Genomic DNA, 21,065 nt, shown 5'->3' with positions numbered 1-21,065 from the left:
GGCGTGGATCCTCGGCTGAAATCAATCGATTCCTGGTACCCATTTCATGAGAACCGAAGGAGGATATACCCTCACCGGGGACCGAGTCTCGCGGAGAAGTCGAATGCTACGAGAGCTCGACTGTGGACACCCGAGTGAGCGAAGCGAGGTCCGATCCTATGACCGACAATAGTTGGGAGCCGACGAAGTCAAACCCAGTCACGAATACGGCGGCCATTCAACGCGAGGTAATGAAGACGGCCGCTGACGTGATTCGGAAGTCGGCTATCGCTGACGACCGCCTGACCTCGATGGCATCGGTAGACGTCGGTGAGACTCCCAGTGAGGTCGTCTACACGGAAAACAAGCTGGAGCTCCTGCACTACGAACCGTTGACCGAGTCACAGCACGACGTCCCCATCCTCGTCGTGTACGCCCTGATCAACAAACCCTTCATACTGGACCTCCAGCCCGATCGTTCAGTCGTCCGTCGTCTGCTGGAGGCAGGTCACGACGTGTATCTGATCGACTGGGGAGAACCGTCACGGCTGGACGTATCGCTCGGCATCTACGACTACGTCGAACGCTACATCGACAACTGTGTGGACGTCGTTCGCGACCGTTCGGGGCAGGACGCGATCAACGTACTCGGCTACTGCATGGGGGGGACGCTGTCGACCATCTACGCCGCGCTCCACCCCGAGAAGGTCAAAACGCTCGGGCTGATGGCGACGGGCCTCTACTTCGAGGACAGCGGCGGAATCCTCGAGCTGTGGGGTGACGGGGCGTACTATGACTCTCGCGGTGTGACCGAGATGTTTGGGACCGTTCCAGCGGAATTCCTCGCTATCGGGTTCGCGCTGATGGATCCCATCGCGAACTACCTCACGAAGTACGTCCACCTGTACGACCGACTCGAGAACGAGGATTTCGTCGAGAACTTCGCCCGGATGGAGCGCTGGCTCTCCGACGGGGTCGACGTTGCCAGCGAAGTCTACGTCCAATTCTTGGAGGATATCTATCAGAGCAATTGTCTCTACAGAAACGAACTGGAGGTCGGCGGCGAACACGTCGATATTATGAATCTCGACATGCCGGTGTTACAGATCGTCGGCGAGTACGACAACCTCGTGCCGAATGAGGCGAGTCTAGCGTTCAACGATGTGATCCCCGCCGACGTGACGGTCATTCAGTATCCGACAGGGCACGTCGGCCTGTCGATGTCCGACACCGTCCACCGTGACGTTTGGCCAGAGGTCGCCGAGTGGTTCTTCGAGCAGTCGGGAGCGCCCTCGCTCGCGGACGTCATCGGCGAGGGCATCGAAGAGGTGCTCGGCTACGATGTCGAAACGGACGTGACTGTCGGGGGCGCGGACGAAGTAGAGGTCCGGATCGCCGGCGAATCCGGTCACATCGATCACGGGATCGTCCAGCGCGACGTTGAGTCGATCCGACGGTTCGTTGAGGATGCACTGGGCGTCGATATCCGGATCAGTGAAGGGTCCGACGGCATCGTCGTCCAGGTACAGGGCGATGAGACGGCCGGCAGGGTAGTCGTTATGGGAATCGCCGCGGCCATCAGCGAGGAGATCGAGGAGGCAATCGAGGACGCCGACCTCGCGGCCGCGGTCGAACTGGAGGACGTTGAGGGGATTGGACCCACCTACGCGGGTCGACTGCGCGAGGCAGGGATCGAGGACGTCATGTCGCTCGCCACCACTGAGCCGGAGACCGTCGCCGCGGCCGCCGAGGCGACCCGCGATCAAGCTCAAGACTGGGTGGAGTCGGCACGCGATCTGGCCGAGGGGTAGAGCGGTCGGGCGAGTCCGGTCGACATTTCGAAACCGTCGATGGTATCGGCCCGACCTACGCCGAACGGCTCCGGCAAGGGGGTATCCGCAGGATCGTGGACCTCGCGGATTCGGACGTCGACGCGGTTACCGACGCTGCCGGGGTGAGTGTTGAGGAGGCCACCGAATGGGGCGACCGAACCACCACGATCGAACGAACCGCCGACGACTGACCGAGCCGTGTGTTCTATGGTTCGCTCGAGAACAGACGGACGATCCGGTCACGGTTCAGGTATCCGAGCACGGCCAGGATTGAGAGAGCGACGGTCAGCGCGATCGCGGCCGTGCCCCGGCCGGTGCCGAGGAAGTCACCGACGACGTTCGCGAGGAAGAACGCCGGCGTTCGACCGATCACCGCGAGAAAAATGAGCTGTCGGAGCGGGATCTCGGTCAGCCCGCCGGCGAAACAGAGCACGTCGTCCGGAAGGCCGGGGACGAGGAACAGGAGAAAAAGCGTCGCCCGGCCGTAGTCGTCGCTGATCGCGTCGAACGATGCGAGCGCCTCCTCGTGGACGATGTTCTCCACGTATGCCCGGCCGAACCGTCGAGACAGCCAGAACGCGATGGAACTCCCGATGGCGATCCCGATCATGTTGTAGAGGGTACCCCACCACGCGCCGAAGAGATAGCCGGCGACGACCGCCAGGACCTGTCCGGGGATCGGCGCCAGAACGACCTGCAGTATCTGGAGGACCACCAGAACGAGCGGCGCCCAGAACCCGTACTGTCGGATGATCGACCGTAGCGCGTCGGCGTCGGCTAGGAACGTGAAGTGCTGTCGGACGACGACCGTCACGGCGACGAGGGCGACGACAGCCACGAGCAAGTGAGTCGCAAACCGTCGTCGACTCCGGGCCGACGAGAATACCTGTACCTCGCTGCTCCGAGTTCGCCCTCCACCGAGAGCTGTATCCATCCCGTCTCCGTTCACCATGATGGGATCCGGTTGTTATAGTCTCAGGAGTCCAGACATCCGCGACGACTCGTCTCTCCGCTTGCCCGCCTTGCGACCGATGAGGGCCCGGCGTCCGGCGGTCAGAGGCCTAATTCCTCCGTGTGCCGGTCGAGCACCGTCTTTAGCGTGACATTCTTCTCCTCGAGTTCGTATCGGACTCGCACGACGGGGATGTCTACGTCGATCAACCGGGCGAGGTCGTGGGGAGTCGGTTCGTCGCCCAATCCGACCGCCCAGTCCAGCTCGTCTGACTCGTGGTAACCGGCGCTCGGGTTCGAAGGTCCAGAGACCGGACCGATACAAGACGGTGACCCGATCGATCTCTCGAGACAGTTCTACACAGATAACTATAAAATTCACCAGGCATATGAAAAATCACCGAGTCGTGACTTGGGACCGATACTGAACCCCTGACGGATCGGAGCTGGCGTTTCGCACCGACGAACAATCCCGGGAAGCCGATCTGATCGCACTGGCTGATTCGAGATAGAAAGCTATCTCCCGAGTGACGACGAATTAGAGACTCACCGCTTCCGAGTTGTCCGACGCGTGAGGTCTACCCCTTTCAACGGCCTATCGGAAACTCGAACGACTCTCCGATATATTGCTTATTGAATGCCCCGACTCTCGGCTTGTGGCAAACATCTCGGCCGGTACTGTTGTACCGTCGATCGGATAGACGTCCACATGTCCGGGGAAGGCAACGATTTCATCAATGTCAACATATCGCATTGGTCGAAACCGTGACCAACTCTAAGCCAATAGCGGAAATTAGTCTGGGAGGTGCGGGAGTACGACACGCGGCACAGTCTCTTTCTCGGTCTCACCAAGCGGCTCTCTGAAGCCGATCTGGCTCGGGAGGTAGTATTCTATTAACTATACGTTCGGCGCGGCTCGATGGAGAGATCAGGCTATGGGTGAGAACACCGGGATCGATAGCCAGAACGGTGTGGTCTTTCCTTCGACCGGGACTCGGCAGGGAGGACTCTTCATGAGTGAACGTCTGGATGGGATCGGAGTTTGCCAGAACTGCCGGGCAGGGATCCGACCGAGGGACGTGCTTTCCCGTCGCTCGACTCCGCGTCACTCATCGACAAGCGACGCCTGTCCGGGTGCCGCGTGGGTCTCGATGTTCCCCGAGAGCTCGCGTTGCGGGTACGGCATCTCGATGCCCTCCTCGGCGAATCGCTCGCTTACCCGCTCGATGAACTCCGACCGGATGCGGAGGACGTTCGCCCGCGCTGGGTCGTCGATCCAGAACCGGGCCATCAGCACGAGCGCCGAGTCACCCAGTTCCTCGACCCGGACGGTCGCTCGTGGCCGGTCGCGGATTTCCTTGTGCTCGCGGGCGACGTCGATGATGACCCTCCGCGTGGGCGACAGTGTCCTCGTAACTGACCGGAAGTTCCTGGGCAATACGGAGCGCGTCCTTCGCGCCGGGATTTACGACAGCGTTCGCCGTGAGCTCCGAGTTCGGAACCGTGATGAGCTCGTTGTTGAACGTGTGGACGCGGGTGACGCGGAAACTGACGTCCTCGATGATCCCCTGCCTGTCCTTCCAGATGATCCAGTCACCGATGTGGAACTTCGGGTCGGTCACGATAAACGCGCCGCTCACCAGGTTACTGAGGACGTCCCGGGAGGCGAAGCCGATAGCGAGGGTCGCTGCTGCCGAGAGGGCCGTGATCGTCGTCGGCGTCGTGGCCAGTCCCGACAACGGAACCGCCAGGTAGAGGGAGAACAACGCGAAGGCGGCGTTCGTGATCTTGATGAACGGATGGGTGACCGTCTCGGAGATCGGCACGACCGGTTCCAGTCGCTGGAGCGCCGGGACAACCAGCAGCCGTCCAGGGAGGTACACTACCAAGAGGATCCCGGTGAAGAGGCCGGCCGCCTGCGCGGCATCGAACAGGCGTGTGAGGAGGTCACCGAGCGCCGACGTGACCAGCCCACCGAACGTCAGGGGGAGCACCATATCCCCGGAGTGTCACTCCGAGGGTATTAACTTCGGAGGCCGCGTCCGAGCCAGTAATAAATGCCACTTGGAAACGACGCGTTCGATCGACTCGCGCACGCCCTCTCGGAGACAGATTTCGACGCGGTCGAACGAGACGGTCTCCGAGCGGAGTGGACCACCGACGGGACCGAGGTAACCGTCCGCGACCTCCAGGAAGGGACGGAGGTCGTCTACAACGCGGACGACCTCGTCATCGCGACGTCCGATCGCGAGCTCAACGACGCCCGGGAGCCGTGATTTCGGGCACGGTGAAAGCGGACACTCGGTGTTTACTCTTTCTTGACAAGAGCTCGCCCGTCAGTCCCGAGTCGTGGTTCGGCCACCCAATCGATGGGCATCGGATCCGGTCCTCCCGATGAGCGACAACCCTGACGTGATACCACTGGAAACGGGCATCCTGCGGATATGTGAAAGTCGCGCTTAGTACATGGAGAGCGGATCAAACAGATGGTAGTTGGGCCCGGGTCAGCGACTGCGGGACTCGTAGGTGTTCATCCCCAGCACGCTGTTGATCGGGCACTTCTGGATGTATCCAGTCGCGAGCAAAATCGCTCCGATCAGGACGAGCATCAACGCCAGAAGAGCCTGTGGGACGGGTCCTACAGCGACTCGCAACATACCGGCGTAGCCAGCGATTCCCGCCACGAGGAATACTGCACCGACCACGAACCGCCCGATTCGATCGTAACCGCCAACGTTCTTATCCATGATGTCTCCACCAGTACACATCATGGTGCGTCATAAACAAAAGCTCGTAAGATGGATCCCAGTTGAGGAGAAGAATCCCTGTGTGTGGCAGCCGTTCGGTCTGTTATTACTCGCCCGCGTACCCCCCGGGTCGGCCGTCCGAACGGCGGGAATCCTGATTCACTAGCGGGGTTCGTGCGGGATTCGACTGAACCTCTCAGCAAGGCTAAAAGACCGGTACGTACGCCGTCTCCGTGACGTGATGAAAGAATCCGGTACCAAGGATTCCAGGCGGGGACAACGACTTCATCAGTCCGAGGTCGGCAGATTGGCAAGACTCGGAGCATTGCCGACAGCGTCGTGATCGGAGCTCGTGGATACGACCTCGGTATACGCGTCCCGAAATGTGAGTATCGCGTTTCGTAAGAGTAGTCGTGGCGATATCGACAGGATTCTGGGCCGGCCGAGAGACGGTCGCTCCCTTTGCTCGTGTGCGTTGTACAGGGTGGCTCGGTCAAAATGTCGATCGTTTGCTGGTCGTATTTCACTCCTCGGAGAACGGTGGGAGTGGGATTCGAACCCACGAGGCCTCTCGGCCACCTGCTTTCCAGGCAGGCACATTCGTCCACTCTGCCATCCCACCTATTGTGACGTACGGTGCCCGTTGAGTGGGGTTTATCGTTTCGTCCTTAGTCGCCGTCGACGACCGCTGCAGGTTCGACGTACAGCGCTGGGGGTCACTCTGAGGGCTGCCCCGTCGTCTCTATCCCTCAGTCTGTGGCCCGCCACCGGTCTGTGCCTCCTGAGCGTCGCCCCAGCCACCGGCGTCGACGACCTCGAACAGTTTCCGCCAGTTCTCGTCGTCTTCGCTCTCCGGGAGTTGGTCCCGGAGCTGCTGGAAGTCCGACGGCGGGACCAGCGTCCTCACGAGGTCGATGATGACCTGGGCGTGATACGCGGCATCCGACCTGTCTACGTGCTCGATCTCGGCGACCCGTGTTACGAACTCCGACCAGTCGAACCGCTGGCCGTGCTCGTGAACCGCGCCGGTCAGGTACCACTTAATCTCCATCGGGAGCGAGGCGGCGAGGTCTTCGGCGTTTCCGTCCTGGATCCGCTGTCCCAGTGTCATCAGCGTCGCCCGAATCGCCCGCATCGTCTCGCCGGTAGCCGGCAGTTCGAGTCGGTGCTGGACCGTCCCTGTGAACTCGTCGAAATCCATGCCATTCGACCCTTCCCGCGACGGTAGCATCAATCATCGCGCCTATTCCTGCGGTGTGGGAAAGAGACTACAGCACGTCGTGGCGATTCGGGTGCCATCCCGGAGGGCGTCGCCGGGCTGGAAGTCAGTTAGCCACGCGTTCTCCTTCTCCTGCTCATCCGAACGGGGCTTGAGGTGGCCAGGTACAGTCCGAAGTTCTCCAATCAGTCACGCCTGAAAGCGAGGGGCCAGTCGGGTCTCTCGTCCATCCCCATCCTGGATAGCGAATCCGGGTCGGAACTCCGCCGGAGCTCGGGCGACCGGTTTATTCGCCGACGGTTTCCGGTATTCGAACACCGCAATGTCGTCCGAAGAATCGCCCCGAGGAGATTCCTGGGTGTGACTATACTGGTCGAGTTTACGATCTCGACGGAGCGCTTCGAACTCGGGAGCTACATTGCTGGTGGCAACGGACTCTCTGCTGAACTCGAGCGGATCGTCCCAACGCAGAGCCGGGCCACCATACGTCTGGGTCACGGGATCGCCGACCGCGCTCGAGGCGCTAACCGAAACGCTCCGAGAAAGCGATAAGATATCGTCGGTCTCGACCCTCGACGAGTTCGAGGGCGAAGCGCCGGACACCGTCCAGCAGCTCTATCGCATCGAGTGGATCCTCGGCAAACTCGACATTATCAGGGGGATCATCGAGGCCAACGGGGCTGTTCTCGAGGGATACAGTGAGGAGGACCACTGGTTCCACGAGGAGTTCATCACGGAGTTAGTTTCCATCTACGAGACGGAAGGGGAATTCCTCCAGGAAGGATACTCGGAGTGAGTCACCGTTCGAGATGACCGTCCGTTATGGAAGAACGCGTCTCCGGCTTTCTTGTCCACGGATGATGGGATGAGGTCGTCGCTCACGGTGAGCGGATCGCCCGAGCGTTGCGAGAGAGCGACATCGATGCGGACGCACTCGCCGAGTGTGACGACTGGCGGCCGAAAGCTCACGAAGCACTTGGTGAGGAAGTGAGCGAGAAGACCGTCGAACAGACTCGCATCGAAGAAGGTGCTGGCGAACAGGCCGGACAGGCAGCCGAAGAGGATATCGAACGGGTCCTCGAATCGATCGAGAAGGTCGAAGGGGATGGGCCCGAAGACATGCTCGAAAAGTGAGAGGGCGCCATCGAGCATGGGCTTCGTGTGATCGACACGACCCAGGCCGGGCCGAGGTGCCATCCCAGCGACGTCGGAGTCGCCCTTCCCGTCAAGGTAGGCCGTCGATCAACGAGCCAGGAGAACGGGGAGCGCGGTTCCACCGAGGACGATTGGAACCCAGTGTGTGCCGAGTCGAAACACGAGAACGCCCGCCGTCACGGCTGCGAGTGAACCGCCCGTTGTTGACGCAAGGAGCAGCACGAGTAGAGGTTCCAGTCCACCGACACCGCCGGGGAGGGGGACGAGTTCGACGACGGTCACCAGGGGGACGGCGAAGAGAGTGACACCGGGCGGAATAACCACGCCGACAGCGTAGAGCGAAAGCCAGAGGGCGAGCGACAGGAACGCCCACCCGGTAACCGCGAGCAGGAGGACGAGCACGAGTGCTCGTCGATGAGTCGCGACCGTTTCTAGTTGCTCGAGAAGCGTATCCATGCGCCACTGGAGCTCGTGTCGCTCCTGGGCTTCGATACCCGGGACGATCCGCCCGAGCATCCGTGTCGTCCTTGCGATCGCTGTGACGACCGCGCTGCCGAGCAGCTGTCGATGTTGCCAGGAGAGGTAACTGACAAGCGTCAGGAGCACCAAGCCCGCAATGAGGGGGATCATAATAGTCCCAATGATATCCCCCGCGGCGGCGGTCGCCACGACGTAGAGGAGGCCAACGATGGCAAAAAGGGGTGCTGGGACGAAATTGAGGAAATCGACCGTGATGACGATAGCGAGGCTTCGTTCGTACTCCACATCGAACGTCTCGGCGAGTATCCCCGCAGCGATAGGGTCCGCAGCGACCGTCGAAAAGGGTGTAATGTTGTCCCAGAACATCATGCTGGTATATGCGAGGAACGTCCGAACGGGCGGGTCGGGTAGATCGAGGACTCGGAGGACGATGCGTAACGATCCGCTCCACACGCCGATCCAGCACAGGACGACGCCCGAGAGGACACCGACCACCACGGGATCGACTGCGCCCAGAACCGCGAGTATATCCGCCACGCCGACGATATAGAGAAGCGCAGAGAGGAGAACGATCGCGAGGACGAAACTAACGAGAGTCGCTCTCGTCTGCGGTTTCCGTGAACCCATCTGCTCGAGAGTCCGCATCGTCGGGTATCAACTGTACTGATATGACATCGGCGACTCGCACCACGTTACCTCGGACACCTCCCGTTTACCTGCCGGACCGAGGACTATCTGACCGGACGAATTGGCTTCTGTCGTGTTCGGGCGCACGTATCGCGAATAGCGAATGACGGCCCGAACTAAGCCGTGCCCCCGTCCCGTATCTCGGCCATCTTCAGGCAGTTCTTGCACCCGTGAACCTCGTTTCGATTGTCACCGAACACCCGGGCGAATCCGGGCGTGACGAACGAACCGCAGTTCTTGCATTCCGGCATGGGGAGTCACGGGACCCTATCTCCGGCTGTTGACTCGGGTCGTACGGTTACCGCCATCCCATGAAGTTTGACGATAGAGTTATAAAGGGGAATCGACTCGAGCCTCCACGTCGATGAGTCGCCCGGTTGTGAAAGAGTTCCGCCCACAACAGCTTGACTCCGGTATTCCACGGGCTCTTTGCTGTTTCCAGGATCGCCGGAGGCTCTTGTGAGTAAGAGTTATACATTTATAGTACTTATCTTACGTTAGTATTAGGGTGGGGAAGCTCCAGGTCCCCTTTCCCAAACTGGTATCCCAATGAGTGAGACCACACTTCGAGCATACAGTAACGAGTCACTGGATACGGAATCGACCGAAGATTCGCGGGTTTCGAGTCGAGCGTCGACGTGTCCCGAGTGTGGCGGACAGCTAGAGTCCAACGCCGACCGCACCGAGACGGTCTGCGCCCAGTGTGGGCTGGTCGTCGACGAGGCCGAGGTCGATCCCAGCCCGGAGTGGCGCGCGTTCACCCCGGAGGAGAGAGACGAGAAGAGCCGCGTCGGGGCCCCGACGACGAATCTCATGCACGACAAAGGGCTCTCGAGCGTAATCGACTGGCAGGACAAGGACGCCCACGGAAACGCGCTTAGTTCGCGGCACCGCCGGAAGATGCAGCGACTTCGGACGTGGGACGAACGCTTCCGCACACGCGACCACAAGGAGCGCAACCTCAAGCAGGCCCTCGCGGAGATCGAACGGATGGGTAGTGCCCTCGGGCTCCCGAAGGACGTGCGCGAGACCGCTTCGGTCATCTACCGACGCGAGCTCGACGAGGACCTCCTGCCGGGTCGATCGATCGAGGGCGTCGCGACCGCCGCGATCTACGCCGCGGCCCGGCAAATGAACCGACCGCGCAGCATCGACGAAGTCGCTACCGTCAGCCGCATCGGTGAGATGGAGTTCAAACGTACCTACCGGTATATCAACCGGGAGATCGGGCTCGCGGTCGAGCCCGCGGACCCGCTCCGGTTCGTCGACCGAATCGTCGACGATCTGAAGTGGGAGACGAAACCCGCTATCACGCCCGCGAACTCCTCCACGAGGCGAAAGGGACGGGCGTGTTCAACGGGAAGAGCCCGGTCGGGCTGGCCGCAGCAGCGATCTACGCCGCCGGGCAACTCACCGGCGAAAAGCCCTCACAGAAGGCGGTCAGTGTCGTGACTATCCGCAACCGATACCAAGAGCTGTTAGAGGTCGCAGACGCATCCGAGAAGTGGTCTCTCCCCAACCGAGGTCACTTCCTCTCGACTAAACCGTCGTACAGTTATCCCATTCGACTATCCCAGTTGCAGGGAACTCGGGATACAGATTCACTGGAGGTGATCCAGTGATTGACGGAACTAGTGCCGTCAAACTCCGATACATCACATCCGAAAAATTACCTAATAATGGTTGTATTTCACGGGGTGGTCGATCCGGATTCGTGGCATCCCAACTCAACGTAAACGTCAGCAGAAGAGTCGAACGTCGGGTCACACCTACCGTTAGACAGACCGATTCCTGCGCAAATGTCCGTCGACTGTCGGTGCTCCGCTCCGTCGAACGAACTGGCCTTCATGACCAGTTCGTGCGAGGTGGCCGATGCCCTCTTGACCACATGTGGCCGGACGGGAGGATCATCTCGTGTTCCCCGGAGCGAGCGACTGTACGCTCTTCTTCAGCAACCGTACGGAGCAGGGGTTTGCCACTCAAAACGAACGGAACCGGCCCCGGGAGATCCGATCCGATTCAGACCGGCGTTTCCCTGGCTTGATACGGGTTGGCGCCGACTCCGAAGCAGTACCGATGCGCGAGCTCCGTTCGAATGGATCCCGCCGGTAGAATAGCCGGGTCAGATGTCGGTCACTCGGTGGTGCTCGATGGTGATTTCGGACGCGTCTTCCGGGAGGAGGGCGACCAGGTAGTCCGCATACCCGCTGAAGTATCCGATGAGCGCATCCAAGCGGTTCGCGTCAATCGATTCCAGCGAATCCAGGAGTACGAACGGGAGTTCCTCGTTGACCTCGTGGACAAGGTAGCCCGCGAGCGCGAAAACTAACCCAACTACCTCTCGTTCACTCTCCGACAGATGGTCGACGGTGTCTTCATACGCCGCTCCCGATTCGCCCTTCCGTACGACGTGGAGGTCAAATCGACTGTCTGACGTCGATCGGCGGCTCTTGCTCCTCTCGCTGTTCCGGCGCTCGATCCAGACGCGCTCAAGATCATTGTACTCGAGGATCTCGAGGAGTGTCTCCATGTGGTCGTTGAACTGCGAGACCGCGTCTCGCTCCATCTTGTCGACCTTTGTCCGGAGTTCTTCGAGTTCGGCTTGGATATCCTGACGCCGGTTCTCGAGTTCCGATTCTTGTATCAACTGTGACTCGATATCTTCGATCTCATCGCTTATCTCCTCCAGTTGAGTACTCAACCGACCGATCTCGAACTCGATTTCATTGGCTTCACTGTGCAGTTCGAGCAGCTCGTCGTCATCGTCAGTCCGAAGTTCGTCCGCGCGGGACTCTAACTTCCTCACTCGGCGCTCGGCGGTCTCGTGTTCCTCGGTCAACCGCTCGAGACGACCTTCACGTTCGTCGGCCTCCTCTTCGAGGCGTTCGATACGCTCCTTGAGTTCCTGTCGACGATCGCGCTGCGACACCAGTTCTCGTCGGCGTGTACGAAGCTCGTCGAGGTCCGAGGTGAGGTCACTCCGTTCCTGCTGTTTCTCTCGGCTCGTCGACCGCAATCGGTCGAGCATCGACTCGATGCGGTTCCGTTCGACCTCGGTCCCGCAGGTCCAGCAGACCCGTTCGTCCGCGACGAGTTGGTCGGTAATCGAGCCGGTGTCACCATCATCGGCGGGACCGTCCTCGATCGACCGGAGCGTTTCCCGGAGGTCGTTCTCGCCGTCGAGCACCTCCTCGTTGAACCGAATGAGGTTCTGAAGTCCGTTGACGGTCGAATCGAGTTCGCGTTTCCGGTCGGTTAGCGCCTCTATCCGCTCCTCTACGACCGCGATCTCCGACTCTACCTCGTCGAGTTCGTCCAGTTCCTCGCGGGCCGCCTCGATCGAGTCTCGGGTCGACGTGAGGCTCTCCCGTTCGGATTCTATCTTGAACCGAATGTCCTCGAGTGTCGAACGGGCATCCCGGAGGGCACCCAACGTCGATTCGAACGTCTTCTGCTCTTTACGCGTCTCCTCGACGCTCGTGTCGGCCGCCTCGATGGTCGCTTCGATGTCATCCAGCTCGGCCCGCTTCTCCTCGAGCTCGTCTTCCAGTTCCGCACGTCGGGATCGCAGCTCGACGAGTCGGTCGCGGGCGCCTTCGAGATCGTCCAGCCGGGTTTCGAGGTCGCGTTTCTTCGCCTCCAGCCGTTCGATCTCGGCTCGGATCGATTCGACGTCGACCGGCTCCATCATGACCTCACGGAGCCCATCCGCCCGGACGACGCTTTGCCGTGCTTCGTTGTCCTCGAGGAGGAAGGCGAACAGGTTCGCGGCTGTGGACTCCTCGAGGTAGGGATCGCCGTCGAGCTGGATACGTGACCCCGACCCGTCGCGCCGTAGCGTCCGGGTATAGGTCTGGTCGCCGAGCGTGAGTTTGACTGACCCCTGTTCGGTGTCACTCTTGAGCGACACTCTGTCGCTGCCGAGTGCCGCCATCAGTGCTCGAAGGAACGACGTCCGGTTAGTCGCGTTCCGACCGGTCAGCACGTTCACACCCGGTCGGAGGGAGACCGACGTGTCAATGATCCCTCCGATATTAACGACATCGACCTCCGCCGATGCGTTCGTCACCTCCGGCGACGACATCTCCGACATACGAACTCGAAGGTCGGTGTGAAACGCTATATACGTCACGACCGTCTCAAAACAGGCCGGTTCCCCGCCCGTCAGTCATCGTCGCGACAGGCACACCCACGAGTCGAAAGCAACTCTTCGATCGAGTGATACCGTCCACACTCGCGGCAGGCGACGTTGACATCGACGTAGACATCGAACGGCGGGAGCGAGAGCACGTCCGCGCGTCGTAACTGGTCGACGACGGTCTCCGTCACGGCCTCGAGCCGAGAGCGGAGGGCTGTCACGGTCTGGCGGCCCGTGTCGAGCCGTTCCTCGGGAGTCGGGGACTCGGAATTATGACTGACGTCGAGACACCTCCGCAAGTGGTTATGGACCGTCTGGTGGGAGACGAAGGCGTTCTCGACAGCGTCGATATCGACTCCCTGTCGGTCGAGTCGGTTCCGGATCGCCACGCGGCCCCCACCGCTGTCGTCTTCGGTAAGCACGCGGTAGGTCGCTTCCACACTGCCCTCGGGCGGGTCGACGGCCGCCGCTCGAAGTGCGGCCGAGAGCACGCGCCGATTGATCTCGCGTTCGAGGTCCCGCAGGCTCGCTCCGTCCGCCGCCCCCGTCCACGCGTCGATCAGGTCGCCGTTCAGTTCGGTCAGGCCGAACCGCTCGATCGCCTTGCCGATCTTACAATTGCACCGAGATCCCGTGGAAGTCGTCGGCGACGTGTCGTCGCTACCCATCGCACACGGTTCTGTACTCCTCCTGCGCTATATACCTCTTGTTCGTGATGTTCGAATCGTACCGGACCCCCGTATTCTCGAGGCATCCCCGTTCGCTCGCGATCCTGATCCCTGTCCACCCACCTGGTATCGAGTGTGTGATCCGGGATATCGAGCCGAGATCACCGACTCAATGGAACCGGCGTCGATGCTGGTAACCCGGTATATCCAGAAGGTACTTTTCAGTAGGGGCAAACGAGGGAATTGTAGCCGACATGGATCGACTCGGTGAAGCACTGGTCGTCGTCGCATTCATCGCTGTTGTAATCGCCTATCCACCCCCTAGTACTGGTATCGAGCCACTTTTCCGGATCGGGAATCTGTTCCTGCCGCTGTCGTTTCGATCGGCGCCCTCCTCTTCGGCGTTCTCGGTGGCATATCCCTCGGTCGAAATGCGACGGGAACTCGGTCAGGAGGTATCCAGTCGCTCGCCATCCGCGTCTCGATCGCGGTCGGCACCGTGAGCGCCATTAGCGTGTACCTCGTCGTAGTCGCGGGATTCGCTCCGGGAGCGCCCTTTATCGCCGGTGCAATCACTTTGGCCATCGCGGGTGGTATCGTAAGCGAGTTCATCCGCTGAACGCCCGGCTTGCGCGGTATATTCGTCTACACTACACGGCGAATACACGGCGCGATCATGGAACTGTTCCGGACTACGGGACGGGGGTCGGATGGAGAGGGGGACTGCGAGCAGCCTGTATTCGACGCGCGGGCTCCAAGTACCGCGATCGATACCCGATCGTCGGAGAGACAGCCGTTCACCCAGGAACCGTGTTCTCGATCAATGGTTCGGCGCCGATGTCGGCTGCTTCCTCGCGATCGTATTCGTCAGATAGAGTGTGTCGTCGGTCTCCCGAACACGCTCGACGCCGTCTTCTAGGACGCCGTGGATCGCGGCAGCCTGGACGGTGGCCGCGTCCTGATCTTTCAACCGCTCGAAGGCGCTCACCATCGTCCCCCCAGTGGCAATGAGGTCATCGAACACCAGCACGTTCTGCCCCCCGACATCGAACTCGCCCGCCAGTTCGACGTCGCGTGCGCCTGTCCGGGTCTTTTCGAAGCCCGGGATGTCGAACCGCTCGACTGCGCCGAGATCCGGCCCGACCACCACGTAGTCTTCCATTTCGACCCGTTCGTGGATCAGCGGATACGCCTCGAGCCGCTCTACGGGGAAGTCTCGGATCCACTCCTGGTGACTGAAATGCGGATCGACGGCATAGATACGATCCACCCCGTAGCAGTCGGTTACCATACGGAGGAGCGATCGAGCGTAGTTCAGCGTTCCGGCGTAGAACTCCGAATCCTGTCGACAGTACGGGACGTACGTGAACACGAGCGTGATCGTACAGCCGTTCGTCCGGAGCAGGTCGAGCACGCCGTAGAGGTATGCCAGTCCGCGATTCGGGTGTGGCTGTCCCGAGTGGATCACCGTGGCACGGTCGATCGAAGCGAGCGCCTCCAACTGAACGTAAACTTCGCCATCGGGGAAGGTGCGAGTCTCGTCCTGTGAATGCTCCCCGAGTCGGTGTGCGTCGATATCGAAGTGTTCGGCCGTCGGCGTAACGACGAAATCCATCAGGACCACACCCCTGGGCCCGTGGCGTCACGACTAGCTCGTCCCCGAACAGCCGGTACAGGATGGCCCCGAATCCATACACGGAACGGTTCCGTGCGGCGACGGATCTCCCGATGGGACTCCCTGACGTCGACCCCGTTCGAGCGCCGGCCGACCGGCCGTCTCGACACGTCGTTGCTTCCGACCCACCGTCTCCCCGAGGGCGCGGATCGTCGGAAGGGTGGGATGGTCGTAGCTGCACGCCCGAGTAGTATCGGATCGGACATGCGAGGAGCGACAGTCGGATCGACGAGGGGATAGTGACGGGAGACCGTCATCGGAGGTGCTCGGCGAACCAGTCGGCGGCGACGTCGGCGACCTCTTCGAGTTCGCCCTCGCCCTCGAAGAGGTGACCCGCGCCGGGCACCACGTGAAGGTCCCGCTCGCCGGGGAGTTCGTCGTAGGCCTCGCGATTGAGTTCGAGGACCTGCGTGTCGTCCTCCCCGACGACGAACAGCGTCGGTGCCTGGACCTCCTCGAGCACCGCCGAGGCCAGGTCGACGCGACCACCGCGCGAGACGACCGCGTCGACGTCCTCGCGCCGGGCCGCTGCCCGGAGCGCCGAGGCGGCACCCGTGCTCGACCCGAAGTATCCTACAGACAGCTCGCGGGTCGCCCCGTGCCCTCGAAGCCACTCGGTGACTGCGACGAGTCGGTCGGTCAGTAACTCGATATCGAAGCGGTTCTCGCGGGCCCGTTCCTCCTCCTCGGTCAGGAGATCGAACAGCAGCGTCCCGAGGCCTCGCTCGCGGATGACCTCTGCGACGTAGTTGTTTCGCGGGCTCTTCCGGCTGGAACCGCTCCCATGAGCGAAAACGACCAGTCCCGACGTACCATCCGGAATCTCGAGCATTCCCTCGAGTTCGACGTCATCGACCGGGATTGATACCAGGTCCTCTGAACTCCGGGGCATGCCCGAACCGACACTCCCAGCAGGTTCACAGACACGGTCCTTCCCATCTCACAGGAACAGCCGTGTACTACATTGGTGTGAGTCAGCTCTCTTCAGAGAACGATGCCGAGACCTCGTCGATTCAGGGATCGAACGGAAGCGGGAGAACTGCTCGGAGAGACACTCCGCGAGCGGGAGATCGACGCGGATATTGTCCTCGCCATTCCCAGGGGCGGCCTTCCGCTCGGGCGGGCCGTCGCGGACGCGCTCGATGTCCCGCTGGACATCGTCGTCGCGACGAAGATCGGTGCGCCGGGAAACCCGGAGTACGCCATCGGCGCCGTCGCGAGCGACGGGAGCGTCTGGCGCAATGAGGAGACCTTCCGTGGAACGGGCGGCGACGAGATGTACTTCGAGCGCAAGCGCGAGGAGGAAGCGGCTAACGCTCGCCAGAAGGCCGAGCGGTACCGGGGCGACCGGGCCGAGCCCGACCTGTCCGGCAGGACCGCGGTTGTCGTCGACGATGGCGTTGCGACGGGCTCAACAATCAAGGCATGTCTGCTTCGGCTTCGCAACGCCAGCGTCGATCGGATCGTGCTCGCGGTGCCCGTCGGCCCGCCGGAGACCATCCACGAACTGGAGGAGATGGCTGATGAGGTCGTCTGCCTTGAAACGCCGGAGAGCTTCATGGGCGTCGGCCAGTTCTATGAACGGTTCGAGCAGGTCTCCGACGAGGAGGCGATGACGTACCTTGACACGGGAGCAGAATGACGGGTCGACTGGACACCATCCCTTCCAGAATGCGGGGGGGTCCGTGACCGATGACGGACATCCTGGTCCCCTATGACGGCTCCGATACGTCCCTCGATGCGCTCGAGTACGCCATCGAGTCGTTTCCCGATGCAGACATCACGGCGTTGCACGTCATCGACCGTGCTCACCTGGGGGCCCCCTATGGAGAGCTCCTCGTCGGACGCGAGGAGTTACGACGACGGGCCACGGAACGGGCTGAAGAACTCCTCGAGGACGCCGAGACGGCTGCCGAGGAGGCCGGCGTCCAGATCGAGACGGAGGTCCTGATCGGACATCCAGTCCGCGAAGTCCTCGACTACGTCGACGAACGCGGGATCGACCAGATCGTCATCGGCGGTAGAGGGATGTCGAACGTCCCGCAACTGCTCCTCGGGAGCGTCGCCTTCGGTGTGGTTCTGCACGCCGACATCCCGGTCACCGTGGTCCGATAGATTCTCTTGCCATGCCAGGATGCCGGACTCCATACCTCGATTTGGGACCCGTAGAACCGCTCTCGGCTCTACTGCCCCCGGCTATCATGAGGGCAATGATCTGCCACGTCACCGGTCGCCGTACTGGGCGGATCGTCTGTGGATTTCCAGACGACGAGAACCACCGGCGAGTACTTGCAGGTATCTCGCGAAGGTCCGCTTGGAAGTCACCCAGTCGGACGGACGTGACCGAACGACTGCCCCAGCTGAATACACCCCCAACCATGGACATCACTGATATCGTCTCGGAGGAGTACGTTCAGTTCGACCCGGAGACGCCCGTGTCGAAACTCGTCGGTGCGTTTGACGACCCCACCCTCAAGGGTGTGGTGGTGCACGGCGACGAGTTCGAGGGAGTCGTCACGCGGCGACAACTCGCCACCTCACACCACCAGCCCCACGAGAAGCTCGGATCGCTGGTCTGGCACGTCCCAGGCTCACGCCCGATGAGGACGTTCGCAAGGTCGCACAGCTCATGATCGACAGCGACTCGCAGATCCTCCCCGTGTTCGAGGGGCGCGATCTGGTGGGGGTGGTCACGATTGATGCGATCTTACAGGCAGTCCAGCCGTTCCTCGATGCGGCGACCGTGGCCAACGCGTACACCGCTGACCTCGTCACGGTCGATCCGGACTCGACGTTCGGCGAGGCGCTCCACGTCTTCCGGGAGCACCGGATCACGCACCTCCCAGTCGTTGAGAACGACACAGTGGTCGGTATCCTGAGTCTCTACAACGTGACCGATCTCACGATCCGTCCGGCGGAGCAGAGCAAGGGCGGCGACGCGGGCGGGACGGACTCGTTCGGCGGGAACGTCTCCGCAAGCAGCGGTCGGACGCGCGGTGGCGGGTTCGGGGCACGCGAAGGGGAGCTCGCACGGGTGCTCGACCTCCCGGTCAGGGACGTCATGGTCTCGCCGGTGCGGACGATCAGACCCGACGCGACGCTCCAAGACGCCGTCGAAGAGATGTTCGCCATCGAGGGATCCTCCCTGGTCGTAACCGAGGACGGCCACCCCTACGGAATCGTCACAAAGACGGATGTCATCGACGCGCTCACCTGGGAGGCCGGCGGCAACCGGGCTGTCCAGGTCTACGGCGCGGATCTGCTCGACGACGTGCAGTACGAGGAGGTCGTTGCGATGGTCGAGAAGTTCGACGATCGGGACCACGGGATGAACGTTCTCGACGCGAAGGTCCACCTCCACGAGCACGATGAGAAGCATCGGGGGACGCCACTGCTGCTCGCCCGTATCCGCCTGCACACCGACCAGGGGCTCTACGTCGCATCGGGGGAGGGGTACGGCGCGAGCCATGCGCTCAACGAGGCGCGGGACGTCCTCGAGCGGCAGATTCGCGACAAGAAGACCCAAGGGCGCACGAAGAAGCCCCCGGACGAGACGTTCTGGGAGCGGCGCTTCGGCTGGATGCTCGAGGAGTAGCCAACTGCCTCCTGGGGCGCAACGTTTGAACCGACCCGTTCGGCATCGAGTGTCCCGTGTCACCGTCGGACCGACCAGCGGTGACGGGCGGGAAGGGATCGATTCGGCAGCATGGGCTCGTTCGTGGCTGAGAGCGACGTTGATTCTCTCCGGTTGTCCAGTCCCAATTTCTTGGAACAACGATGGTACCTAAATCGACGTGGGGCATACGCCCGTGTAGCACGCCAGTGTGACACGACACGGGTGATAAGAGTGAGTACCCCGCCAACGAGAGCCGACGACGGAGACCTGCCCTGGTCCGATCGACGAGAGCTGTTCACGGCCGATATCACGGAGCGGGGCGATGACGTGCAGACATGTACGATCTCGCCGCTCCCGAAGAGTGAGCGAATGCTGCACTCCGAGTGGATCGCGGCCCACGAAGGGTCGTTCGTCCCACTTGATGAGATGCGGTGACAGCTGCACCCAGGAGGTCCGGCTCGTCGAACCGCCGAACGGAACTCGGTGAGAGGCCGGGGATCACGAGCGGAACCGTTCCTTCGGATCGAACTCACACCGTCGAGATCGAGCCTCGACCGTACTGCTGAGGTATCGCCAAGCCCACTCGAGGTTCGCCTTCCGAGCTGGAGGCAGGAGATGAGCGTAGAACGTAGTTCGCGCGTCGAGTGATTGTGGCGTTGGGAACCAACGATACACTCCTGGCGGGCCCGTCCCGCCCGTGAGTAACATCGTGTTCACCGAGACACATCGGGACGGCAACCTCCTCGACAACTCGTCGCTGGTGGTGGCGCTCGGCGTCGGGACTCCTATGCTATTCTGCCTCACGGTCCGGGGGATGCTCTGGGCCGGGCCTGGGGGACTCAAATAGGGACGACCAGATACGTGGCGACGAGGTAGATGACCAGCAGCACCCCGAACGCCGTGTGAGCCACCCGCAGGACCGGCCGCCAGCGGCCCCGTGGCAGGTAGCAGTACCGTTCCGCCAGCAAGACGACCCCGGTCACGAGCGTCAGGACTGCGTGCGCGAGGGTCGTGGTCGCGAGACCCCAATGGCTGAAGACGACTTCGATCATTGGGCTCGCCCTCCGACTGGAAACACGTACAGCGGCCGTTCGTTCGCCGGGGCACCCACGAGGTCTCGCACCTGGCTATCGTGGAAGGCACCGACCGAGACGGTCGCCAGCCCCAGCGCCTCGGCCTGCAGATAGAGGTTCTCGCCCGCGTGACCGGCCTCCATCGGGACGTACCGCTGTCGCCCCCGCTCACCGTACTTCCCCGTCGTCCGATCGTCGACCGCACACACGATGATATCGACGGCCGCCGCCTCGACGAAGGCCTGATCGACTGCGGCCCGCTGTAACTCCGATTGGACGTCTCCGGAGCTGACACGGGCGAGTTCGTGGCTCCTTGGTTGGTAGCGGTAGACGCCGGATTCGAGCCCTTCGACGCCGGGCGTTCCGACAGCGACGTACAGTTCGAGCGGGTAGAGGGCGCCGGCGCTAGGCGCCGCCCGGAAGCCGGTCGACTGTTCCGTCACGCCCTGTGCCGCCCAGAGTAACTGTCCGAGTTCACGGCGCTCGAGTGCGCGCTCGCCGTACTCGCGCCGGGAGCGGCGGTCAGCAATCGCCTCCTCGACCGAGACGTCACTCTCCTCGGCAGGCGCGGGCAACGGAACGGACTCGATGACTCGACGACCGTCCTCGCCGTCCGTCCGGCGGATCCTGAACGCCCCGAACACGAGGTCGAGAACCACGGACACGACGGCGACGGCGACCAGCGTGACGACCGTACGTCGGGATGGCTGTTCGATGTCCATACTGGGATGCAGAAAGAGAGCGACAAAAGCCTCGCCACGAGTACCGTCGGGTGGGAATCGAAATCGATCCTCCCGGAGGTTTTGATGGGCGGCTGATCGGCCCTCTGTGAATCGGCTAGTTCT

At 61.9% G+C, this 21,065-nt stretch carries 20 protein-coding genes, 1 tRNA gene and 2 pseudogenes; 10 read left to right on the top strand and 13 right to left on the bottom strand.

Features of this window, described 5'->3' with window-relative positions; genetic code table 11:
• The first annotated feature begins 158 nt into the window (after nucleotides 1–158).
• Together phaC and WDJ58_RS25450 are read left to right on the top strand one after the other, a co-directional pair.
• The gene (gene phaC / locus WDJ58_RS25455; RefSeq protein ID WP_380661754.1) at nucleotides 159–1,790 is read left to right on the top strand and encodes a class III poly(R)-hydroxyalkanoic acid synthase subunit PhaC; all 1,632 of its coding nucleotides are present in this window, start codon (nucleotides 159–161) and stop codon (nucleotides 1,788–1,790) included.
• Complete coding sequence (locus WDJ58_RS25450) at nucleotides 1,754–2,002, top strand: helix-hairpin-helix domain-containing protein (protein WP_338918381.1); 249 nt, start codon at nucleotides 1,754–1,756, stop codon at nucleotides 2,000–2,002. The genes phaC and WDJ58_RS25450 overlap by 37 nt, the downstream gene beginning before the upstream one ends.
• Nucleotides 2,003–2,016: 14 nt before the next feature.
• On the opposite strand, the gene WDJ58_RS25445 is transcribed toward WDJ58_RS25450, so the two are convergent.
• The 3 genes from WDJ58_RS25445 to WDJ58_RS25435 all read right to left on the bottom strand — a co-directional run bounded on the left by WDJ58_RS25445 (nucleotide 2,017) and on the right by WDJ58_RS25435 (nucleotide 4,759).
• Nucleotides 2,017–2,649: a TVP38/TMEM64 family protein gene (locus tag WDJ58_RS25445; protein ID WP_338918380.1), complete on the bottom strand. Its 633-nt coding sequence runs from the start codon at nucleotides 2,647–2,649 to the stop codon at nucleotides 2,017–2,019.
• A 1,218-nt stretch (nucleotides 2,650–3,867) separates the two neighbouring features.
• Nucleotides 3,868–4,116 carry a hypothetical protein gene (locus WDJ58_RS25440; protein WP_338918409.1) on the bottom strand — a complete coding sequence of 83 codons (249 nt, stop codon included), beginning with the start codon at nucleotides 4,114–4,116 and terminating at the stop codon, nucleotides 3,868–3,870.
• A complete protein-coding gene (locus tag WDJ58_RS25435) occupies nucleotides 4,070–4,759 on the bottom strand; it encodes a mechanosensitive ion channel family protein (RefSeq protein ID WP_338918373.1) in 690 nt (229 codons plus the stop codon). Before WDJ58_RS25435 ends, WDJ58_RS25440 begins: the two co-directional genes overlap by 47 nt.
• Before the next feature lie 60 nt (nucleotides 4,760–4,819).
• On the opposite strand from WDJ58_RS25435, the gene WDJ58_RS25430 reads away from it, so the two are divergent.
• Nucleotides 4,820–5,038, top strand: coding sequence for a hypothetical protein (locus WDJ58_RS25430; RefSeq protein ID WP_338917932.1), 219 nt, complete (start codon nucleotides 4,820–4,822; stop codon nucleotides 5,036–5,038).
• 228 nt (nucleotides 5,039–5,266) lie between these two features.
• On the opposite strand, the gene WDJ58_RS25425 is transcribed toward WDJ58_RS25430, so the two are convergent.
• From WDJ58_RS25425 to WDJ58_RS25415, 3 genes are all read right to left on the bottom strand, one after another.
• Nucleotides 5,267–5,509: a YgaP family membrane protein gene (locus tag WDJ58_RS25425; protein WP_338917931.1), complete on the bottom strand. Its 243-nt coding sequence runs from the start codon at nucleotides 5,507–5,509 to the stop codon at nucleotides 5,267–5,269.
• A 538-nt stretch (nucleotides 5,510–6,047) separates the two neighbouring features.
• Nucleotides 6,048–6,131 (bottom strand) — tRNA-Ser (locus WDJ58_RS25420).
• Between the two features lie 120 nt (nucleotides 6,132–6,251).
• Nucleotides 6,252–6,710, bottom strand: coding sequence for a DUF2267 domain-containing protein (locus WDJ58_RS25415; protein ID WP_338917930.1), 459 nt, complete (start codon nucleotides 6,708–6,710; stop codon nucleotides 6,252–6,254).
• A gap of 436 nt (nucleotides 6,711–7,146) precedes the next feature.
• Here WDJ58_RS25415 and WDJ58_RS25410 point away from each other — a divergent pair, with 436 nt between their 5' ends.
• Complete coding sequence (locus tag WDJ58_RS25410) at nucleotides 7,147–7,524, top strand: DUF7557 family protein (protein ID WP_338918410.1); 378 nt, start codon at nucleotides 7,147–7,149, stop codon at nucleotides 7,522–7,524.
• Nucleotides 7,525–7,631: 107 nt separating this feature from the next.
• A complete protein-coding gene (locus WDJ58_RS25405; protein WP_338917929.1) occupies nucleotides 7,632–7,862 on the top strand; it encodes a DUF5828 family protein in 231 nt (76 codons plus the stop codon).
• 108 nt (nucleotides 7,863–7,970) lie between these two features.
• Here WDJ58_RS25405 and WDJ58_RS25400 read toward each other — a convergent pair whose 3' ends face one another.
• Complete coding sequence (locus WDJ58_RS25400) at nucleotides 7,971–8,990, bottom strand: lysylphosphatidylglycerol synthase transmembrane domain-containing protein (RefSeq protein WP_338918372.1); 1,020 nt, start codon at nucleotides 8,988–8,990, stop codon at nucleotides 7,971–7,973.
• Nucleotides 8,991–9,599: 609 nt separating this feature from the next.
• Between WDJ58_RS25400 and WDJ58_RS25395 the strand changes: the two are divergent.
• Nucleotides 9,600–10,549: pseudogene (locus tag WDJ58_RS25395) on the top strand (transcription initiation factor IIB); the annotation flags it as partial.
• A gap of 623 nt (nucleotides 10,550–11,172) precedes the next feature.
• Here WDJ58_RS25395 and WDJ58_RS25390 read toward each other — a convergent pair.
• The 4 genes from WDJ58_RS25390 to WDJ58_RS25375 form a co-directional block, all read right to left on the bottom strand.
• The gene (locus tag WDJ58_RS25390) at nucleotides 11,173–13,134 is read right to left on the bottom strand and encodes an archaea-specific SMC-related protein (RefSeq protein ID WP_338918407.1); all 1,962 of its coding nucleotides are present in this window, start codon (nucleotides 13,132–13,134) and stop codon (nucleotides 11,173–11,175) included.
• Between the two features lie 80 nt (nucleotides 13,135–13,214).
• Complete coding sequence (gene rdfA, locus WDJ58_RS25385; RefSeq protein ID WP_338917927.1) at nucleotides 13,215–13,856, bottom strand: rod-determining factor RdfA; 642 nt, start codon at nucleotides 13,854–13,856, stop codon at nucleotides 13,215–13,217.
• Between the two features lie 820 nt (nucleotides 13,857–14,676).
• Nucleotides 14,677–15,471: a ribose-phosphate diphosphokinase gene (gene prs, locus WDJ58_RS25380; protein ID WP_338918371.1), complete on the bottom strand. Its 795-nt coding sequence runs from the start codon at nucleotides 15,469–15,471 to the stop codon at nucleotides 14,677–14,679.
• A 313-nt stretch (nucleotides 15,472–15,784) separates the two neighbouring features.
• Nucleotides 15,785–16,423 carry a dienelactone hydrolase family protein gene (locus WDJ58_RS25375; RefSeq protein ID WP_338917925.1) on the bottom strand — a complete coding sequence of 213 codons (639 nt, stop codon included), beginning with the start codon at nucleotides 16,421–16,423 and terminating at the stop codon, nucleotides 15,785–15,787.
• Nucleotides 16,424–16,525: 102 nt separating this feature from the next.
• Between WDJ58_RS25375 and WDJ58_RS25370 the strand changes: the two genes are divergently transcribed.
• The 4 genes and pseudogenes from WDJ58_RS25370 (at nucleotide 16,526) to WDJ58_RS25355 (ending at nucleotide 19,994) form a co-directional block, all read left to right on the top strand.
• Nucleotides 16,526–17,173, top strand: a complete 648-nt coding sequence (locus WDJ58_RS25370; RefSeq protein ID WP_338917924.1) for a phosphoribosyltransferase — start codon at nucleotides 16,526–16,528, stop codon at nucleotides 17,171–17,173.
• Between the two features lie 50 nt (nucleotides 17,174–17,223).
• The gene (locus tag WDJ58_RS25365) at nucleotides 17,224–17,646 is read left to right on the top strand and encodes a universal stress protein (RefSeq protein ID WP_338917923.1); all 423 of its coding nucleotides are present in this window, start codon (nucleotides 17,224–17,226) and stop codon (nucleotides 17,644–17,646) included.
• Between the two features lie 263 nt (nucleotides 17,647–17,909).
• A pseudogene (locus WDJ58_RS25360) lies at nucleotides 17,910–19,126 on the top strand (CBS domain-containing protein).
• Between the two features lie 718 nt (nucleotides 19,127–19,844).
• Complete coding sequence (locus tag WDJ58_RS25355; protein ID WP_338917921.1) at nucleotides 19,845–19,994, top strand: hypothetical protein; 150 nt, start codon at nucleotides 19,845–19,847, stop codon at nucleotides 19,992–19,994.
• On the opposite strand, the gene WDJ58_RS25350 is transcribed toward WDJ58_RS25355, so the two are convergent.
• Nucleotides 19,987–20,199: a hypothetical protein gene (locus WDJ58_RS25350; protein ID WP_338917920.1), complete on the bottom strand. Its 213-nt coding sequence runs from the start codon at nucleotides 20,197–20,199 to the stop codon at nucleotides 19,987–19,989. The two genes, WDJ58_RS25355 and WDJ58_RS25350, sit on opposite strands and share 8 nt — an antisense overlap.
• A complete protein-coding gene (locus tag WDJ58_RS25345; RefSeq protein ID WP_338918370.1) occupies nucleotides 20,196–20,942 on the bottom strand; it encodes a SagB/ThcOx family dehydrogenase in 747 nt (248 codons plus the stop codon). The genes WDJ58_RS25350 and WDJ58_RS25345 overlap by 4 nt, the downstream gene beginning before the upstream one ends.
• Nucleotides 20,943–21,065: the final 123 nt, after the last annotated feature.

Origin of the sequence: Salinirubellus litoreus (assembly GCF_037335815.1) — an archaeon.
GTDB lineage: Archaea > Halobacteriota > Halobacteria > Halobacteriales > Haloarculaceae > Salinirubellus > Salinirubellus litoreus.
This window is presented reverse-complemented; position numbering and strand designations above follow the sequence as displayed.

Bases quoted from the DNA above. Each gene is read 5' to 3' on its own strand.
- WDJ58_RS25370 (WP_338917924.1), top strand. From the start codon at position 16,526: ATGCCGAGACCTCGTCGATTCAGGGATCGAACGGAAGCGGGAGAACTG.
- WDJ58_RS25400 (WP_338918372.1), bottom strand. From the start codon at position 8,990: ATGGGTTCACGGAAACCGCAGACGAGAGCGACTCTCGTTAGTTTCGTC.
- WDJ58_RS25345 (WP_338918370.1), bottom strand. From the start codon at position 20,942: ATGGACATCGAACAGCCATCCCGACGTACGGTCGTCACGCTGGTCGCC.
- WDJ58_RS25375 (WP_338917925.1), bottom strand. From the start codon at position 16,423: ATGCCCCGGAGTTCAGAGGACCTGGTATCAATCCCGGTCGATGACGTC.
- prs (WP_338918371.1), bottom strand. From the start codon at position 15,471: ATGGATTTCGTCGTTACGCCGACGGCCGAACACTTCGATATCGACGCA.
- WDJ58_RS25415 (WP_338917930.1), bottom strand. From the start codon at position 6,710: ATGGATTTCGACGAGTTCACAGGGACGGTCCAGCACCGACTCGAACTG.
- WDJ58_RS25425 (WP_338917931.1), bottom strand. From the start codon at position 5,509: ATGGATAAGAACGTTGGCGGTTACGATCGAATCGGGCGGTTCGTGGTC.
- phaC (WP_380661754.1), top strand. From the start codon at position 159: ATGACCGACAATAGTTGGGAGCCGACGAAGTCAAACCCAGTCACGAAT.
- WDJ58_RS25365 (WP_338917923.1), top strand. From the start codon at position 17,224: ATGACGGACATCCTGGTCCCCTATGACGGCTCCGATACGTCCCTCGAT.
- WDJ58_RS25350 (WP_338917920.1), bottom strand. From the start codon at position 20,199: ATGATCGAAGTCGTCTTCAGCCATTGGGGTCTCGCGACCACGACCCTC.
- WDJ58_RS25390 (WP_338918407.1), bottom strand. From the start codon at position 13,134: ATGTCGTCGCCGGAGGTGACGAACGCATCGGCGGAGGTCGATGTCGTT.
- rdfA (WP_338917927.1), bottom strand. From the start codon at position 13,856: ATGGGTAGCGACGACACGTCGCCGACGACTTCCACGGGATCTCGGTGC.
- WDJ58_RS25435 (WP_338918373.1), bottom strand. From the start codon at position 4,759: ATGGTGCTCCCCCTGACGTTCGGTGGGCTGGTCACGTCGGCGCTCGGT.
- WDJ58_RS25430 (WP_338917932.1), top strand. From the start codon at position 4,820: ATGCCACTTGGAAACGACGCGTTCGATCGACTCGCGCACGCCCTCTCG.